General features: G+C 72.5%; 13 protein-coding genes and 1 pseudogene. 8 read left to right on the top strand and 6 right to left on the bottom strand.

Annotated features, from left to right (window positions below; genetic code table 11):
• Positions 1–102: 102 nt before the first annotated feature.
• Positions 103–1245: a threonine synthase gene (locus ACIP94_RS08765; protein WP_402421511.1), complete on the bottom strand. Its 1143-nt coding sequence runs from the start codon at positions 1243–1245 to the stop codon at positions 103–105.
• Positions 1246–1405: 160 nt separating this feature from the next.
• Here ACIP94_RS08765 and ACIP94_RS08770 point away from each other — a divergent pair, with 160 nt between their 5' ends.
• The 6 genes and pseudogenes from ACIP94_RS08770 (at position 1406) to ACIP94_RS08795 (ending at position 8927) form a co-directional block, all read left to right on the top strand.
• Positions 1406–2974 (top strand): S8 family peptidase, encoded by a 1569-nt coding sequence (locus ACIP94_RS08770; RefSeq protein WP_402421513.1) that lies wholly within the window; start codon positions 1406–1408, stop codon positions 2972–2974.
• A gap of 606 nt (positions 2975–3580) precedes the next feature.
• Positions 3581–4333 carry a GntR family transcriptional regulator gene (locus ACIP94_RS08775; protein ID WP_402421515.1) on the top strand — a complete coding sequence of 251 codons (753 nt, stop codon included), beginning with the start codon at positions 3581–3583 and terminating at the stop codon, positions 4331–4333.
• A gap of 508 nt (positions 4334–4841) precedes the next feature.
• Positions 4842–5096, top strand: a pseudogene (locus ACIP94_RS08780) (hypothetical protein); the annotation flags it as partial.
• A 30-nt stretch (positions 5097–5126) separates the two neighbouring features.
• Positions 5127–5522, top strand: coding sequence for a (deoxy)nucleoside triphosphate pyrophosphohydrolase (locus tag ACIP94_RS08785; RefSeq protein ID WP_402421518.1), 396 nt, complete (start codon positions 5127–5129; stop codon positions 5520–5522).
• Positions 5523–5710: 188 nt separating this feature from the next.
• Complete coding sequence (locus ACIP94_RS08790; RefSeq protein WP_402421520.1) at positions 5711–6118, top strand: ATP-binding protein; 408 nt, start codon at positions 5711–5713, stop codon at positions 6116–6118.
• 199 nt (positions 6119–6317) lie between these two features.
• Entirely contained in the window at positions 6318–8927 is a 2610-nt protein-coding gene (locus ACIP94_RS08795) for a SpoIIE family protein phosphatase (RefSeq protein WP_402421522.1), read from the top strand.
• Positions 8928–8949: 22 nt separating this feature from the next.
• Here ACIP94_RS08795 and ACIP94_RS08800 read toward each other — a convergent pair whose 3' ends face one another.
• Complete coding sequence (locus ACIP94_RS08800) at positions 8950–10635, bottom strand: TPM domain-containing protein (RefSeq protein WP_402421524.1); 1686 nt, start codon at positions 10633–10635, stop codon at positions 8950–8952.
• A 186-nt stretch (positions 10636–10821) separates the two neighbouring features.
• On the opposite strand from ACIP94_RS08800, the gene ACIP94_RS08805 reads away from it, so the two are divergent.
• Positions 10822–11121: a hypothetical protein gene (locus ACIP94_RS08805; protein ID WP_402421527.1), complete on the top strand. Its 300-nt coding sequence runs from the start codon at positions 10822–10824 to the stop codon at positions 11119–11121.
• Positions 11122–11142: 21 nt separating this feature from the next.
• On the opposite strand, the gene ACIP94_RS08810 is transcribed toward ACIP94_RS08805, so the two are convergent.
• Genes ACIP94_RS08810 through ACIP94_RS08825 form a run of 4 tightly spaced genes read right to left on the bottom strand, consistent with a single transcriptional unit; the run spans position 11143 to position 15051 of the window.
• Positions 11143–11919 carry a succinate dehydrogenase/fumarate reductase iron-sulfur subunit gene (locus ACIP94_RS08810; RefSeq protein WP_402421530.1) on the bottom strand — a complete coding sequence of 259 codons (777 nt, stop codon included), beginning with the start codon at positions 11917–11919 and terminating at the stop codon, positions 11143–11145.
• Positions 11916–13856 carry a fumarate reductase/succinate dehydrogenase flavoprotein subunit gene (locus ACIP94_RS08815; protein ID WP_402421533.1) on the bottom strand — a complete coding sequence of 647 codons (1941 nt, stop codon included), beginning with the start codon at positions 13854–13856 and terminating at the stop codon, positions 11916–11918. The genes ACIP94_RS08810 and ACIP94_RS08815 overlap by 4 nt, the downstream gene beginning before the upstream one ends.
• 16 nt (positions 13857–13872) lie before the next feature.
• Positions 13873–14709, bottom strand: a complete 837-nt coding sequence (locus ACIP94_RS08820; protein WP_402421536.1) for a hypothetical protein — start codon at positions 14707–14709, stop codon at positions 13873–13875.
• A 51-nt stretch (positions 14710–14760) separates the two neighbouring features.
• Positions 14761–15051 (bottom strand): hypothetical protein, encoded by a 291-nt coding sequence (locus ACIP94_RS08825; RefSeq protein ID WP_402421539.1) that lies wholly within the window; start codon positions 15049–15051, stop codon positions 14761–14763.
• Positions 15052–15413: 362 nt separating this feature from the next.
• Between ACIP94_RS08825 and ACIP94_RS08830 the strand changes: the two genes are divergently transcribed.
• Positions 15414–17504 carry an ABC transporter family substrate-binding protein gene (locus tag ACIP94_RS08830; RefSeq protein ID WP_402421541.1) on the top strand — a complete coding sequence of 697 codons (2091 nt, stop codon included), beginning with the start codon at positions 15414–15416 and terminating at the stop codon, positions 17502–17504.
• The last annotated feature ends 278 nt before the right edge of the window (positions 17505–17782 follow it).

Below are 17782 nucleotides of genomic sequence, written 5' to 3' on the forward strand. Positions count from 1 at the left end.
ACCCGCTTCCTTCGGCGTCAGCGCACGCCTGGGATCGCACCCCCGCTTCCTACGACATCAGCCCACACCCGAAACCCGCACCCGCTCCTCCCCCCGCCCCGGCTAGCCACGGGCCGGCCCCGTCTTCAGCCCGGCCCCGCACAGCGGCACCACCACTGGGGCGATCCCGCCGTTCGAGCGGAGCCGGGACGGGGGAATCGACTCCAGCAGCCCCTCCCGCGCCGCCGCCCAGCCGACTGCCGCCGTCGGCTCGACATACAGGCCCTGGGACGCCAGATCCTGCTGGGCGTGCCGAATCTGATCCTCCGTCACGGTCAGGAACCGGCCGCCCGAGTCGCGTACCGCGCGCAGGATCCGGCGGGCCCGCGGAGGGCGGGGGATCGCGATGCCCTCGGCGAACGTGGGGGCCATGGGCGTGGGGCCCGTCAGGTCCTCGGCGCCCTCCTCCCAGGCGTGCGCCAGCGGTGCGACCGCCGCTGCCTGCACCGCGTACAGCGCCGGGCGGCGGTCGATCAGGCCCGCCGCGAACAGCTCGGCGACGGCCAGGGTCGCGCCGAGCAGCAGAGTGCCGTTGCCGACGGGCAGTACGAGCACATCCGGGAGCCGACCCCCGAAGTCCTCCCACAGCTCGTGCACGCAGGTCTTGGTGCCGTGCAGGAAGTACGGGTTGTAGGCGTGCGAGGCGTAGAACACCCCCGGCTCGTCCGCCGCTTGACGGGCCGCCTGCGCCGCCGCCTCCCGGTCGCCGTCGACCAGGTGCACCCGTGCTCCGTGTGCCCCGATCTGCTCCCGCTTCTCGGCGGAGGTCCCCTCCGGCACGTACACCGTGCACGGCAGGCGGGCCCGGGCGCAGTACGCGGCGATCGAGGTGCCCGCGTTGCCACTGCTGTCGGAGACCACCTGCCGCGGGCCCAGCCGCTGCGCCAGTCCGATGAGCAGCACCGCGCCGCGGTCCTTGAAGGACAGGGTCGGCATCAGGAAGTCGAGCTTGGCGCAGATGCCGTCCCTCAGCTCCACGAGCGGCGTACGGCCCTCACCGAGGCTGATCGAGGGGGTGGCCAGCGGCAGGGTCTCCGCGTACCGCCACAGGGAGTTCACCCGTCCCTTGACGGACTTGAGCGGTGCGGGGGTCGGCGCGAAGTCCAGGTCCAGCGGCCCCCGGCAGACGGGGCAGCACCAGGCGAGCGACTCCGCGGTCACGCGGGTGCCGTCCGCCGGGCAGAAACAGTCCGGCAACAGTGTCATGCGGCCAGGGTAGTTGTCCGGTTCGTAACGCTATGTCATGATCGCCGTCTCATGCCCGTGTTGGGCTCGCGCTCGTCGCGCCCGCACCGTCGCACGCCTCGCGCACCCGCACCACCACCGAGGCGCCAACAGCGTTTCCACCGATGAGGAGGACTCCCGGATGCCAGTGATGCGGCAGGCTCGGCGACGACTGGCCGGGATCGGCACGGCGGCTCTGCTCGTCGGCCTCGTCTGCGCCGCTCCCACCCACGCGGCGCCCGTCCCCCAGGGCACGGTCCGGTACGAGGGCACGGCGGACACCGTCCCGGGCAGCTACATCGTCCTCCTCAAGAACGGCGTGCGAGCCGACTCCCAGAGCGGCAGGGAACTTGCCCGGAAGTACGCCTGCACCATCGGGCACACCTATGTGAAGGCGCTCAACGGCTACGCGATCCACGCCACCGCGTCCGCCGCGCGGCGGTTCGCCGCGGACCCGGCGGTCGCCTCCGTCGTCCAGAGCCGCGTCCTCCACATCGCGTCCACCCAGTCCCCTACGCCCTCCTGGGGGCTGGATCGCATCGACCAGAGGAACCTGCCCCTCGACGGCGGATACACCTACCCCGACTCGGCGGGGCAGGGCGTGACCGCCTACATCATCGACACCGGCGTTCGCATCACCCACAGCGACTTCGGCGGTCGCGCCTCCTACGGCTACGACGCCGTCGACAACGACAACGTCGCCCAGGACGGCAACGGCCATGGCACCCATGTCGCGGGCACGGTCGCCGGTACCGCGTACGGCGTCGCCAAGAAGGCGAAGATCGTCGCCGTCCGCGTCCTGGACAACTCGGGCTACGGCACCACGGACAACGTCGTCGCGGGCCTCGACTGGGTGGCCCAGCACCACAGCGGCCCGTCCGTGGCCAACATGTCCCTCGGCGGCTCCGCCGACAGCGCGCTCGACACCGCCGTCCGGAACACCATCGCCTCGGGCGTCACCTTCGCGGTCGCCGCGGGCAACAGCGACGACGACGCCTCCGGCTACTCACCCGCCCGGGTCGGCGAGGCGATCACCGTCGGTGCCGTCGCGCAGGGCGACGCGCGCGCCGGTTACTCCAACTACGGCTCGACGCTGGACCTCTTCGCGCCGGGCTCCTCGATCAAGTCCACGTGGAACACCGGCGACACGGCCACAGCCACGCTGTCCGGTACGTCGATGGCGACGCCGCATGTGACGGGGGCGGCTGCCCTCTATCTGGGTGACCACCCGGGGGCCACGCCCGCGCAGGTCGCCGCCGCGCTGACGGCCGCCGCGACCACCGGTGTCGTCACCTCCCCGGGAAGCGGCTCCCCCAACCGGCTGCTCGACGTCGCCGCGGGCGGGTCCACCCCGCCGCCCCCGTCCCGGCCCCGTTTCGTGAACACCACGGACTACCCGATCCGCGACTTCTCCACCGTCGAGTCGCCGATCACGGTCACCGGGGTCCCGGGCAAGGCCCCCGCGTCCCTCGCCGTCGAGGTGCACATCGCGCACACCTACATCGGCGACCTCCAGGTCCAGTTGGTCGCGCCGGACGGCATCACGTACCTCCTCAAGCCCCTGGGATCCGGCGGCAGTACGCACGACATCAACACCACGTACACCGTGAACGCCCCGTCCCGGACGGCGAACGGCACCTGGCGGCTGAGGGTCGGCGACTACGCGATGTTCGACACGGGGAAGATCGACTCCTGGGCGCTCCGGTTCTGATCGCGGCTCTTCGTCCCCGGTTCCGGGGCCCTCGCCAGTCTCGCGGGACCGCCCGCGCGGGACGCCCCCGCGCGGGCGGTCCCGCGCCGTCGTCGGCCCGTCCAGGAGCCCCGCCGGCGCTGAGCTGCCGGGCCATCGCAAGTGGGCGGCGCGGGTCGCCACGGCGCTCGCCGACCAGACCCGGCGGCTGCCCGCCCACTCCTGACCGGAGGGTGCCAAAGGGCCGGTCGCCGTTCAGACGGCGGCCCTGGACCGGGCCCGCGAGGAGTGGGGTGGGGCGGCGGCTGCCGCCGACGCCGACACCTTCCACGTCCACTACGACCGGGGCAGCCGCTCCTGGGGGCCGTGCGGCGGTCACGGCGCGCAAGGCTCTGGGCCTGGCCACGACTCCTCCGTCGCGGGACACCGAGGACGGCGAGGGCTTCGGAGGGGCCTCCGACGACAGAAAACAGGTGTGACGGCGGCGATACCCGGGCAGGAAATGCCTGCGTAAAGACGCCGGGCCAACCCTGTCATCACATCGAGTGATTCTCTGGCCACCACTTGCGTGACACAACCCACGGTTGCCAGGCTGTTGCTGTCTGTACAAGCTGATGGGAGCGGCCAGTGACTTTCGGTGAGCAGCCGGCGTATCTGCGTGTCGCGGGTGATCTCCGTAAGAAGATCGTCGACGGGCTGCTGCCGCCGCACACACGCCTCCCCTCTCAGGCCCGCATTCGCGAGGAGTACGGCGTCTCGGACACGGTCGCCCTGGAGGCCCGCAAGGTCCTGATGGCCGAGGGGCTGGTCGAGGGCCGCTCCGGGTCGGGCACCTATGTCCGGGAGCGGCCGGTGCCGCGCCGGGTGGCCCGCTCGGGGTTCCGGCCTCAGGGCGGTGCCACCCCCTTCCGCCAGGAGCAGGCGGACGCTTCCGTGCGTGGCACCTGGGAGTCGCGCAGCGAGCAGAGGGAGGCGAGCGGCGCCATCGCCGAGCGGCTCGGCATCCAGCCGGGTGACCGCGTGATGCGCACGAAGTACGTCTTCCGGGAGGCGGGCGAGGCGATGATGCTCTCCACGTCGTGGGAGCCCCTCGCGCTGACCGGCCGCACCCCGGTGATGCTCCCCGAGGAGGGACCCCTCGGCGGCATGGGGGTCGTCGAGCGCATGGCGGCCATCGACGTGATCGTGGACAACGTCACGGAGGAGGTGGGCGCCCGCCCCGGCCTCGCGGAGGAACTGCTCGCGCTGGGCGGCGTCCCGGGCCATGTCGTGCTGGTCGTCCAGCGGACCTACTACGCCTCGGGTCGCCCGGTGGAAACGGCGGATGTGGTGGTGCCGGCGGATCGCTATCGGGTGGCGTACCACCTGCCGGTGAAGTAGGGGCTCTCCCACCTGCGGTGAAGTAGCGGCGTGCCACATGCCGGTGAAGTAGGGGCTCTCCCACCTGCCGGTGAAGTAGCGGCATGCCACCTGCCGGTGAGTAGGGGCCTCCCACCTGCCGGTGAGTAGGGGCCTCCCACCTGCCGGTGAAGTGAGAGGGGTCGTGCGCGGCCCCCGGCGGCACGCCCTCCGCCCTGGGTTCAGGTCCTCTCTACGCGGGCGGCCGTCAGTCGGGCCCCAAGTCGGCTGTCCATCAAGGAAGTTGAGTCGACCCCTCAATGGGGGCCGTCCGCTCTCGGCGCGGTCGCAATCCGGTCGTTTCTTCGTGTGCTTCGCCTCGCGATCCCTCCGTGTTCCGGGCTGTTCTGTATGCGCGCGGGGCGCGTGTGACGGCGCACACGACGGCGCGCGCCCCTGTGACGTGGCTGGTTGCGTACCTCTTTGTGAAAAGCCGTATTCGCTCCGTGAAGGTTAGGCGTAGGCTCGGGCATATGCGCAGTGCGGTTTCCTTGGTGGGCGGGGCGCGGCGGGAGCCGGGGGCCGGAAGTGGAGGGGCGCGGTGAACGACAGCACGGTCACTCTTCCCTGGCTCGTCATACGGCAGGACGACAACGGCAACCGCTACCGCGTGGGCAGGTACGCAACCCGCGCCGAGGCCCAGAAGATCGTGGACAGCCTCGACGACCGCGGGCACAAGCAGCTCTACTGGGTCGAGCGCATCGGCCAGGGGGGCGCCCGGCGGGGTGAGCGGCCCGGAGTGTGATCCGCCGCGCGCTCCCGTAGGCTCCGGCGCATGACGCAACCGATCGTGGTGGTCGGCGCCGCCCTGCTGGACGACGGCCGCCTCCTGGCCGCGCGCCGTAGTGCGCCCCCGGAGCTGGCCGGCCGCTGGGAGCTGCCCGGCGGCAAGGTCGAGCCGGGCGAGACCCCCGAGCACGCCCTCGTGCGCGAGCTGCGGGAGGAACTCGGTGTGACCGCGGAGCCGGTCGGGCGTGTGCCGGGGGAGTGGCCGCTGAAGCCGGGGTACGTCCTGCGGGTGTGGACCGCGCGCCTGCTCGCCGGCCGCCCCGAGCCCCTGCAGGACCACGACGCGCTGCGCTGGCTGACCCCCGATGAGATCTGGGACGTGGACTGGCTCGACCAGGACGTGGCGGCGGTCAAGGCCGTGCTGGCCGTATGGAATCGATAAGGACTGAGGGCTGAGGCGGCCGGGGCAGGTGGTGCTCCCGCGGCCCGTGCTCTCCTACGCCGTTCGCCCATGCTCCCCTACGCCGTTCGTGCCACAGTGCGCCCTGGCGCGCGGTAAGGCGCTCCTGATACCGGGTATGTGCCCATTAAGCCCTCGAAACCGGACATGATGAGCATCTGGCCCGGGAAGTGATCGGCGTGCTCGACACGGAAGGCACCAGCGCCGAGTGGACGTTCCACGCAGACCCCGGTGCGGTACGGAGCGCTCGCGCCGTTGTCCGGGGCCAGCTGCGCGCCTGGGGGCTCGACGAGATCGGCGATGTCGCCGCGCTGCTGGTCAGCGAGCTGGTGACCAACGCGCTGCGGCACGCCACAGGCCCCATCGGAGTCCGTCTCGTCCGCACCGGCGGTGCCACCCCCCGTCTGCTCGTCGAGGTCTCCGACACGCTGCCCGACCCGCCCCGCGAGCGCACCGCCGACTCCGAGTCCGAGGACGGCCGTGGCCTCCAACTGGTCGCCCACTCCTCGCGGCGCTGGGGGACCCGCCCGGCGGACACCGGCAAGACGGTCTGGTTCGAGCTGGCGGTTCCCGGCTGACCGCAGACCACGGACAGGGGGGTTCGACCGGGCTTCACCTGGTTAGAAGACTGGGAGTATGGCCCGGCCGGTCCAAAAAGCATCGGGACCGTGCTGTGATCGTGAACACCGTGTTGTGCGGCACCGTAGTGCTGGATACTGCGGGCAGCCGCCCCCGGTGACCGGTGCCGGACGCGGTGAGCTGGAGGGGACGGTTCGCGTGAGCGAGATACCAGCGAAGGCCACGGAGTCCGAGGACCCGTCGGGCGGCGCAAGGCACGCGGCCGCGGTGGATTCCGCCGTGGCCGTCGAACCGCGCGACGCGACGAGCGGCGCCCTGTGGCAGAGCAGTCCGCCCGGCTCGCTCTACGACTACATCAAGGTCGCCTCGTTCTCCATCGGCCCCGACGGGCATGTCGACCAGTGGAGCCTGCGCGCCGAGCAGCTCTTCGGCATCCCCCGCGAGCGGGCCGTCGGCATGGACCCCATCGAGGCGTTCGTCGCGCCCGAGCTGCGTGAGCGCGGCCAGCGCAAGATGGCCGAGATCCTCGACGGCCGGGAATGGACCGGCGTCATCCCCTTCCGGACGCCCGACGCGAAGCGGACCCAGGGGCTCGCCGAGGTCTATGTGATGCCCACCGTGACGGAGGACGGCGACCGGGCCGCCGTGTGTATCGTCGTCGACGTCCGCACGCTCCGCAGCATCGAGACGGATCTCGCCGCCTCGCAGGCGATTTTCGGTCAATCTCCCTTCGGCTTCCTGCTGATCGACCAGGACCTGCGGGTACGGCGTGCCAACGAGCGGTTCGCCTCGACCTTCGGCGGCACCCCCGACCAGCACCGCGGCCGCTCCGTCCACGACTATCTCCAGTCCCCGGAGGCCGACCGCGTCGCGGCGACCCTGCGCCGTGTCCTGGAGACCGGCGACTCGATCACGGACATGCACGTCACGGGCTTCGTCCCGGGCTCCGAGGAGCGCAGGCACTGGTCCGTCAACCTCTACCGCGTGCACAGCGGCAGCGGACACCCCATCGGCATCGCCTGGCTCGGCATCGACGTCACCGCCCGCCGCGCCGCCGCCCGCGAGGCCGCCGCCGCCCGCCGCAACCTCGCCCTCCTGAACGAGGCGGGCGCCCGCATAGGCAACTCCCTCGACCTGGAGACCACCGCCCGGGAACTTCTCGACGTGGTCGTGCCCGGCTTCTGCGACCTCGCCACCGTCGACCTCCACCAAGGGCTCCTGGCCGGCGACGAGACCCCGCCGGGCCTGGCCGACGGCAGCGCCGAGCTGCGCCGCGTCGCGTTCTCCAGCGCCGTCGCCGGCCTGCCCTTCGCCGGCGGGACCGAGCCCCTCGCGGTCGGCTCCGTCCACCACTACGCCTTCAACTCCCCTTGCGCGGACGCCCTGCGGACCGCCCGCCCCCGGAACATCCCCGCCGAGGACGGTGGCCTGATCCAGTCCACACTGGCCGTCCCGATGGTCGCGCACGACACCGTGGTCGGCCTCGCCAAGTTCTCCCGCGCGAAGGGCAGCGAGCCGTTCGGCGAACGCGACCGCGCGCTTGCCGTCGAACTCGCCGCGCGCGCCGCGGTCTGTATCGACAACGCGCGCCTCTACCGCCGCGAGCACGAACGCGCCCTGATACTGCAACGGTCCCTGCTGCCGCCCGGCGACCCGGAGGCCTCCGGCCTGGACATCGCCTGCCGCTATCTGCCCGGCAACGCGGCCACCGGCCGGCCGAGCGAGGTCGGCGGCGACTGGTTCGACGTCATCGAACTCCCCGGCCACCGCACCGCGTTGGTCGTCGGCGACGTCATGGGGCGGGGCCTGCGCGCCGCCGTCGCCATGGGCGAACTGCGCACGGCCGTCCGGACGTTGGCGCAGCTCGACCTCGAACCGGCCGAGGTCCTGGCCCAGCTCGACGAGATCGCCCGTAACCTCGGCGCCCCGGGAGGCGTCCAGCAGGCCACCCGCGCCGCCCGCCGGCCGCGCGAGGCCGACCTGTCCGAGGTGTATCTGGCGACCTGTGTCTACGCGGTCTACGACTCGGTCACGCGCCGTTGCACGTTCGCCAACGCCGGCCATCTCCCACCGGTGGTCGTGGAGCCGGGCCAGCCCGCGCTGATGCTGGACGTGCCGCCCGGGATGCCGCTCGGCGTGGGCGGCGAGCCGTTCGAGGAGGTGGAGGTCGAGCTGCCGGAGGGCGCCCTGCTCGCGCTCTACACGGACGGCCTGGTCGAGTCCCGGGACCATCCACTGGACGAGGGCCTCCAGGCGTTCGTCGGCGCGCTCACGGACCCCACCCAGCCCCTGGAGGACGTCTGCGACCACGTCCTCAACACCCTGGACACCCATCACGGCGAGGACGACATCGCGTTGCTGATGGCACGTGTCCAGGGGCTGCCGGCGGAGTGCGTCGGGGACTGGACGCTGCCGCGGGAGCCGCGCAGTGTGGGCCGGGCCCGGGAGTACGCGCGCGGCCGGCTGCTCGCCTGGGGCCTCGAGCCCCTGGTGGACACCACGGAGCTGCTGGTCAGCGAGTTGGTGACGAACGCCCTGCGGTACGGCGAGGGCGAGATCAGACTGCGGCTGCTGCTCGACCGGACGCTGGTGTGCGAGGTGTGGGACGCGGGCCTGGTCCAGCCGCGCCGCCGGCGCGCCCGGGACACGGACGAGGGGGGCCGCGGCCTGCAACTGGTCGGCCTGCTCTCCGCGGCCTGGGGCTCGCGGCGCACGCCGCGCGGCAAGACGGTCTGGTTCGAACTCCCGCTCCCGGACGGCGAGAACGGGATCGTGGACCCGGCGGAGGCGTTGCTGAGCCTGTTCTAGAGGGGTGCTCCGGACCGATGTTCTAGGGGGAGCGCTCCGGCCGGAACAGGACCCCGCCATCCCTGCGCGCCCGCGTGTCCGGTCCGCCGTAGCTCGCGGGACCGCCGTCGCCCGGGTGGGCCGCCGGGGCGCCCGGACGGCGCGGGGCGTCGAGCAGGATCCCGCCGAGGACGGCACCGCCCGTCCACAGCCCTTCGCCGTACGGCGTCCCGTACGCGCGCACATCCCGCTCCGCGAGCTGCCGGGCCTGGCGGCCGAACACGTCCGCCTCCTGGGCCTCGCAAAGCGCCGCGGCAGGGGCTGGGGCAGCGGTGGCGGCCGGGTCCGGCCGGGACGCAGGAGCAGAGGCGGTTACGGGAGTGTCCGCGCGCTCCGCCGCGCGCAGCCGCCGCTCCGCCTCCGCGAGCCGGGTGCGGGCCTCGCAGCCGACGGCTCCCCGGTGGGTGGTCACATAGTCCGACGCGGCACCGACGCTGCTGCGGGCGACGAGCAGGGCACGCTCCAGCCGGTCGAGGGCCCGCGCCCCCTCCGGCCGTCGTTGGGACGCCCGGTCCAGCCCGGCGGTCACCTCCTCCAGCCGCCGCAGTGCCCCGAGCGGATCCAGCGCCCCCCGGCCCACCGGCCCCGGACTCCCCGCTCCAGGCCTCCCGGCCGCCTCCTGGCCGCCGGCCCTGGCGTCACCGGATGTGTTCTTCTCGGCGGCCGGCCCGGGCGGCCCCTCCTGGTCCAGTTCGCGGCGCACCTCGGCCACCAGCGCCTTCCCGTGGACGGTCCGGGTCCGCAACTCCGCGCGGCCGGTTTCCCGGGCGGCCTCCGCGAGGCCGGTCTCCGTCGCCGTCAGGGCGGCGGGCAGGATGTCCTCCGCCGCGGCCAGCGCCGAGGCCAGTCGTGCAACACCGGCCACCAGCAGGTCAGCCTGGTCGATGGCGGCCTCGGCCGCGCGCAGCAGGACCACCGCGTCCCCGGTCTCCCCCCGCGCCACGGCCCGGCGCCCCCGGTGGAGGCAGGCCGTGGCGAAGGCCAGCCGGTTCTTGGCCACTTCCTCGTGGCCGGCGACCGGCAGACTCGCGGCCAGCGCATACCGCTCCCGCAACCCCGCGAGCGTGCCCTCCGCCACCGTGACCCGCGCCGCCGCTTCCCGCAGCCCTGCCTCGGCGCGCTCCAGCGCCTCCCGGGCGGTCCGCTCCAGCGCCCGCGTCCGGTCGAACCCCGGCGTCTGGGCATCCAGTCTCCGCCCGGCCGCCTCGCACCGCGTGATGATCCCCTCCAGCGGCGCCTGTGCCCCGCCCTCCCCGTCATCGAGCCGCTGCCGCATCCGGAAGGCCGCCGCCAGGTCCGACGCGGCGAGCTCCACCGCCTCGGCGTGCCCCCGTATCGCCCCGTCCCCGAGGCGCGCGGCGGCCCACCGCAGCTCCTCCCGGCTGGTGCGCACACAGTCGTCGGTCGCGACGAGCAACCGCTGCACCCGCCGGTCGAGTTCGTCCGGCGGTACGACGGTGGGCACGCGTCCGCCGGGCGTCGTGCGCGTCCTCGTGCGCCGTCTGCGCCGCACCGATGTGTACACCGCCACCGCCATGGCGGCGACCGCGACGGTCAGCGGCAGCGCCAGGTCGGCGGTGAGGGCCGGATCGCGTGCGGCCCCGGCCACCGCCCCCACCGCGACCGCCGTCACCAGGACCGCTCCGAACGCGGCAGGGCTCCGTCGCACGGCTCGGTACGCGGCGGCCCGGCACGGCCGGCGTCGACGGTGGGGCGGCGTCACATTCCGGAGCGTAGGGCCGATGGCGCGGCACCGCGAGCGGAGTGTGCCCGGTACGGGCGGCCACCGGGGTGCGGCTCTGGCCTTCCCTGCGCGGCGGTGCCATGATCAGGACAACACAGACCGGGGGACCCGATGCTGCACGTCATCTCCCTGATCGCCTTTTCGGTGGTCGTCGTTCTCTACGCCCTCACGGGTGCCCTGGCCCTCACCACCGGCCGGCTGATCATGCCGCGGTGGCGGGGGCAGGTGCTGCGGCCCCGGCTGTGGGGCTCCGGGGCCCTGCTCTTCGTCGTGGGGATCGTGCTGTTCAGGTTCGCCCCCACCGTGAGCGGCACGACCCTCGACGTCCTGTCCGCCTGCGGACTTGTGCTGCTGGTCTCCGGCGCGGTGCTCCAGTTGCTCGGCCGGAGCGCCGGCCGCGTGCGGGTGTGACGCCCGCCCGCGGGCGGGCTTTCACCCGGCCGCCGGACGCCTCCTGATCTTCGACCCGAGCCACACCAGCGGGTCGTACTTGCGGTCGACCGCCCGCTCCTTCAGCGGGATCAGCGCGTTGTCCGTGATCCGGATGCTCTCGGGGCACACCTCCGTGCAGCACTTGGTGATGTTGCAATAACCGAGGCCGTGCTCGTCCTGGGCCGTGCGCCTGCGGTCCAGGCCTGTCTCCGCGGCCGCGTCCAGTGGGTGCATGTCCAGCTCCGCGACCCTCATCAGAAAGCGCGGGCCCGCGAACACCTGCTTGTTCTCCTCGTGGTCGCGGACCACATGACAGGTGTCCTGGCACAGGAAGCACTCGATGCACTTGCGGAACTCCTGCGACCGGTCCACGTCCTCCTGCATCATGCGGTACTCGCCGGGGCGGAGGTCCGGAGGCGGGACGAAGGACGGGATCTCGCGCGCCTTGCGGTAGTTGAAGCCCACGTCCGTCACCAGGTCGCGGATCACCGGGAAGGCGCGCAGCGGGGTCACCGTGATCGTCTCGTCCCGGCCGAACACCGACATCCGTGTCATGCACATCAGCCGGGGCCGTCCGTTGATCTCCGCCGAGCACGAACCGCACTTGCCCGCCTTGCAGTTCCAGCGCACGGCGAGGTCGGGCGCCTGGGTGGACTGGAGGCGGTGGACGATGTCCAGCACCACTTCACCGTCGTGGACCTCGACGGTGAAGTCCTTCAGGCCGCCGCCCTCCGCGTCGCCCCGCCACACCTTGAAGCGGGCCTCGTAGCTGCTCATTCGTACAGCTCCTCTTCGGCCAGGTACTTGACCAGCTCCTCCTTCTCGAAGAGAGCGAGCAGGTCGGGGCGGATGGGTTCGGTGGTCTCGCGGGACAGGGTGATCTGGCCGCGGACCGGGTCCGTCGCCGCTAGACCGCCCGTGGGGTCGGCCAGCCGGCACAGCAGATTGATACGGCGCCACGCGCGGTCCATCGACGGGAAGTCCTCCCGGGTGTGCCCGCCGCGCGACTCCGTCCGCTCCAGGGCGGCCCGGGCCACGCACTCGCTGACCAGCAGCATGTTCCGCAGATCCAGGGCGAGGTGCCAGCCCGGGTTGAACTGGCGGTGCCCCTCGACACCCGCCCGGCGCGCCCGCGCCCGCAGCTCTCCCAGCTTCTGGAGCGCCTGCCGCATCTCCGAGTCCCGGCGGATGATCCCGACCAGGTCGTTCATGGTCTGCTGGAGTTCCTGGTGCAGGGTGTACGGGTTCTCCGGCGGGCCTCCGGCCTCCTGACCGGGCGCCGGCCCCTCCGCCGAGAACGGGCGCAGGGCCTCCGCCGCGGCGGCGTCCACCTGGGCGTCGTCCACCGTGGGACGCTCGACGGCCCCGGTGGCGTACCGCGCCGCGTGCAGACCCGCCCGCCGTCCGAAGACCAGCAGGTCGGAGAGCGAGTTGCCGCCCAGCCGGTTGGAGCCGTGCATCCCGCCGGCCACCTCACCGGCCGCGTACAGGCCCAGGACCCCGCGGGCCGCCGCCGTGTCCGAGTCGACCGCGATGCCGCCCATCACATAGTGGCAGGTCGGCCCGACCTCCATCGCCTCGGCGGTGATGTCGACGTCCGCCAGCTCCTTGAACTGGTGGTACATGGACGGCAGTCGGCGCCGGATCACCTCGGCGGGCATTCGGGTGGAGACATCGAGGAAGACACCGCCGTGCGGGGAGCCGCGGCCCGCCTTCACCTCGGCGTTGATCGCGCGCGCGACCTCGTCCCGGGGGAGCAGTTCGGGCGGGCGCCGATTGTTGTCCGGGTCCTCGTACCAGCGGTCGGCCTCGTCCTCCGTCTGCGCGTACTTGTCCTTGAAGACATCCGGGATGTAGTCGAACATGAACCGCTTGCCGTCGGAGTTCCTGAGCACCCCGCCGTCGCCGCGCACCGACTCGGTGACGAGGATGCCCTTCACCGACGGCGGCCAGACCATGCCCGTCGGGTGGAACTGCACGAACTCCATGTTCAGCAGCGGCGCCCCGGCGAGCAGGGCCAGCGCGTGCCCGTCGCCCGTGTACTCCCAGGAGTTCGACGTCACCTTGAAGGACTTGCCGATGCCGCCCGTCGCGATCACCACGGCGGGGGCCTCCAGGACGAGGAAACGGCCGGATTCACGCTCGTAGGCGAAGATCCCCGACACCCGGTCCCCGGTCTTGAGGATCCGGGTGACCGTGCACTCCTGGAAGACCTTCAGCCGGGACTCGTAGTCCCCGGTCTCCTTCTTGTCCTCCTGCTGGAGCGAGACGACCTTCTGCTGGAGCGTGCGGATCAGCTCCAGGCCCGTGCGGTCGCCGACGTGCGCGAGGCGCGGGTACTCATGGCCGCCGAAGTTGCGCTGGGAGATGCGGCCGTCCTTCGTACGGTCGAAGAGGGCGCCCCAGGTCTCCAGCTCCCAGACGCGGTCGGGGGCCTCGCGCGCGTGCAGCTCGGCCATCCGCCACTGGTTGAGGAACTTCCCGCCGCGCAGGGTGTCGCGGAAGTGCACCTGCCAGTTGTCGTGCGGGTTGGCGTTGCCCATCGCCGCCGCGATGCCGCCCTCCGCCATCACCGTGTGCGCCTTGCCGAACAGCGACTTGCAGATCACGGCCGTACGGGCGCCGCGCTCGCGGGCCTCGATGGCGGCCCTGAGGCCGGCCCCGCCGGCCCCGACCACGACGACGTCCCACTCCTGACGGTCGACCACGGACATCACAAGGCCCCACTCACTAGAAGAAGCGCGGATCGTCGAAGGCGCCGGACGCCACCAGGTACACGTAGAAGTCGGCGAGCGCCACACTGACCAGCGACGCCCAGGCCAGCAGCATGTGGCGGGCGTTCAGCCGGCTGATGAAACCCCACATCCGGTAGCGCACGGGGTGGCGGGAGAAGTGCTTGAGCCTGCCGCCGACGATGTGCCGGCAGGAGTGGCAGGAGAGGGTGTACGCCCAGATCAGCACGATGTTCACCAGGAACACCACGGTGCCGAGCCCCATGTGTCCCCAGCGGTAGTGGCTGTCGCGGAAGGCGAGCACCGTGTCGTAGGTGAGGACGCCCGCCACCAGCAGGGCCGCGTAGAAGAAGTACCGGTGGAGGTTCTGCAGGATCAGCGGGAAGCGGGTCTCGCCGGTGTACGTCCGGTGCGGTTCGGCCACCGCGCAGGCCGGCGGCGACAGCCAGAAGCCGCGGTAGTAGGCCTTGCGGTAGTAGTAGCAGGTCAGGCGGAAGCCGAGCGGGAAGATAAGGATGATGATCGCCGGGGAGATCGCCCACCAGCTCCCGAAGAGATCGGCGTTCGGGCCCGCGTGCATGGTCCGGCAGCGCTCCGCCAGGCAGGGCGAGTAGAACGGCGAGACGTAAGGCGCCGCGTAGTAGTCCGCGTCGGCGAAGGCCCGCCAGGTCGAGTACACGACGAACGCCAGCAGCCCGGCGGCGGTGGCGGCGGGCGCCAGCCACCAGCGGTCCGTGCGCAGGTGCGGGACGGCGATCGCGGCGCGCGGGCCGGAGCGCACTCCGCCGCCGGGCGCGCGGGGTTCGGTGTCGGGGGGTTCCGTTCCAGTGGTCAAGGAAAGCGCACCTCTCTTGTGGGTTCGGTCACCTCCGGGGCGCGCCGGGGGTCAGGGTGCGTGCCGGTTCCGGGCGCCGAGGCCCTCGTCGTCCGAGTCGGTCCACAGGGAGCTGTCATACGGGACGTCGGAGATCGTCACCAGCTCGACACGCGGGGCCGCGCCGGGGGTGGTGGCCGCCTCGCGCAGCAGGGCCACGCTCTCGCGCAGATGGTCGGCGTCGGTGCGGACCCGGCGCATCTCGAGCCCTCCGCCGCCCAGCTGCTGCTCCAGGCGTCCCACCGACCGGTACAGATCGTCCAGACACCGCTGGACCGACGTCAGTTCGTCGTATACGGACATGACGTGACCTCACTTCCAGGGCCCGTGGGCCCGAGGTGGTGACGTTCATGCGCCTGCGAGTGTTGCGCGTCACACCAGTCGGTGTGAAGGGACGTGCAGCGATTGGCCGGCGCGCGTGGGGGCGTGCGGATCGGATTCGAGCCTCCCGCCCCTCAGCGTCCCAGGAACGGGGGTCCGGCGCTGGCGAACCGGGGGGCCCTTGCGCCGAACGGGTGGGGTTCACGGCATCCGTCGCCGTGTCGCCGCCTTCCGCCGAACCCTTTCCTCTTCAGTGGGCCCATACATCTGATCAGCTCCAAATACCAACAAACCTGATCATAACGCCCGCTCATCCGTGGAGCGGCTCCCCGGAGGTAGACGTGATGTCCCACGACGGCGTCGGACGGAGCGCGGTGCTGCGCTCGGTCGCATTCCTCACCGCGGGAGCCCTCGCGGTGACCGCGCTCGCCGCTTGCAGCTCCGACGCGAAGAAGACGAGCACACCGGCCGCCGGACAGGACATCGCGCCGGCCGGACGCGCCCAGGTCGGCGACGGCGGCACCCTGCGCTGGGCGGTCGAGACCGTGCCCGGGACCCTGAACGTCTTCCAGGCCGACGCCGACGCCGCGACCAACCGGGTCGCGGGGGCCGTGCTGCCCTCGATGTTCCGGCTCGATGTCAACGGACGGCCCCAGGTGAACCCCGCCTACCTGGAGTCCGCCAAGGTCGTCTCGACCGAGCCCAAGCAGGTCGTCGTCTACCGCCTCAACCAGCAGGCCGTCTGGAGCGACGGGCGGGAGATCGGCGCCGACGACTTCGCCGCCCAGTGGCGCGCCCTGTCCGGGAAGGACCGCGCGTACTGGACCGCCCGCAACGCCGGCTACGACCGCATCGAGAAGATCGAGCGCGGGGCCAACAACCTCGAGGTCAAGGTCACCTTCGCCAAGCCGTACGCCGACTGGAAGTCGCTGTTCTCGCCGCTGTACCCGAAGGACGTCATGGGCACCCCGGACAGCTTCAACGACGGGGCGAGACAAGGCCTGAAGGTCACCGCCGGCCCCTTCGGCCTCCAGTCGGTCGACCGCAAGAACGGCACCGTCACCCTCAGCCGCAACCCGCGCTGGTGGGGCCGGCCCGCCAAGCTCTCCGAGATCGTCCTCGTGGCCGTGCCGCGCGACCAGCGGGCCGCCGCGCTCGCCGACGGGAAGCTCGACATGGCGGAGGTCGACCCGGAGGAGGCCGAGAGGATCAAAATCGTCAAGGCCAGCACCCCCGCGCAGGGCTCCTCGCCGAGTGCGGAGGAGAGCGGGAGCGCCTCGTCGAGCGCGGATACGAGCGAGAGCGCCTCGTCGAGCGCGGACACGAGCGGGAGCGCCTCGCCGGGCGCGGAGGCGAGCGAGGGCGCCTCGCCGGGCGCGGAGGTGAGCGAGGGCGCCTCGCCGGGCGTGGCGGGCCCCCGCGAGCGGCGCACGCTGAACGGCTTTGTGCTCCGCAGGTCCCTGGAGCCCGCCTACACCCAGCTCGCCCTGAACGGCGGCCGGGGCCCGCTCGCCGACGAGCGGGTGCGCCGGGCCGTGGCCCGGGCGCTGGACCGCACCCAGCTGGCCGGACTGGTGCTCAAGCCGCTCGGGCTGCCCGCGGTCCCGGTCGGCAGCCATCTCGCGCTCGCGGGGCAGGACGCGTACGCCGACGGCAGCGGTGCCATCGGCAACCAGGACACCAAGCAGGCGCAGAAGCTGCTGGCCGAGGCTGGCTGGGTGACCGGCCCGGTCAAGGAGGCGAAGAAGGCGGCCGGCCCCGAGGACGACAAGCCTGCCGTGCGCGAGCCCGCCCAGCAGGGCGGCCCCCCGCCGGGGGCCTACGCACCCAAGGGCACCGCCGCTCCCGGGGGCGCACCGGCCGGGGTGCTCGCCAAGGACGGCAAGCCGCTCCGACTGACGTTCGTGCTGCCGTCCGGGCCCGGTTCCCGGTCCCTCCAGACCGTCGGGGACCGTATTGCGCGCATGCTGGACAAGATCGGGATCCGTACGGAGATCACCAAGGTCTCCGACGGCGACTTCTTCAAGGACCACGTCGCGTCCGGCGACTACGACCTGGCGCTGTACTCCTGGCCGGCGACCGCGTTCCCGGCGACCGATGCCCGGCCGATCTACGCCAAGCCGGTGCCGGCGTCGGACGGCTCGCTCACCGTGGAGCAGAACTACACCCGGGTCGGCACCGACCAGGTGGACCAGCTCTTCGACCAGGCCATCGCCACGCTGGACGAGGGCGAGGAGCGGGACCTGGTGCGCAAGGCCGACGCCCACATCTGGGCCGCCGCCGGCTCGATCCCCCTCTACCAGCGCCCCCAGCTCACGGTGACCCGTTCCGACCTGGCCAACGCGGGCGCGTTCGGCTTCCAGACCCCGGTCTACGAGGACATGGGCTTCCTGAAGAAGGGAACAACGAAGCCGTCCGCGAGCCCGTCGTCGTAGCCGGGGCGCCGTGACGGGTCCGTCACCGGGAGCGGGGCAGACCGTGACGGGTCCGTCACCGGGAGCGGGGCAGACCGTGGATGGGTCTGTCGTCGGGTCCGGGGCGGCCGTGAAGGTTCCGTCGTCGGTCCGGGGCGGACCGTGGCTTGGCTGTCGTCGGGTCCGGGCCGGACCGTAGTGAGCCGGTCGCCGGGGGCGCGGCGGATCGTGGCGAGGCTGTCGTCGGGTCCGGGGCGGCCGTGAAGGTTCCGTGGTCGGGTCCGGGGCGGACCGCGCAC

Source organism: Streptomyces sp. NPDC093261, from assembly GCF_044753645.1.
In the GTDB taxonomy this organism is placed as follows: domain Bacteria; phylum Actinomycetota; class Actinomycetes; order Streptomycetales; family Streptomycetaceae; genus Streptomyces.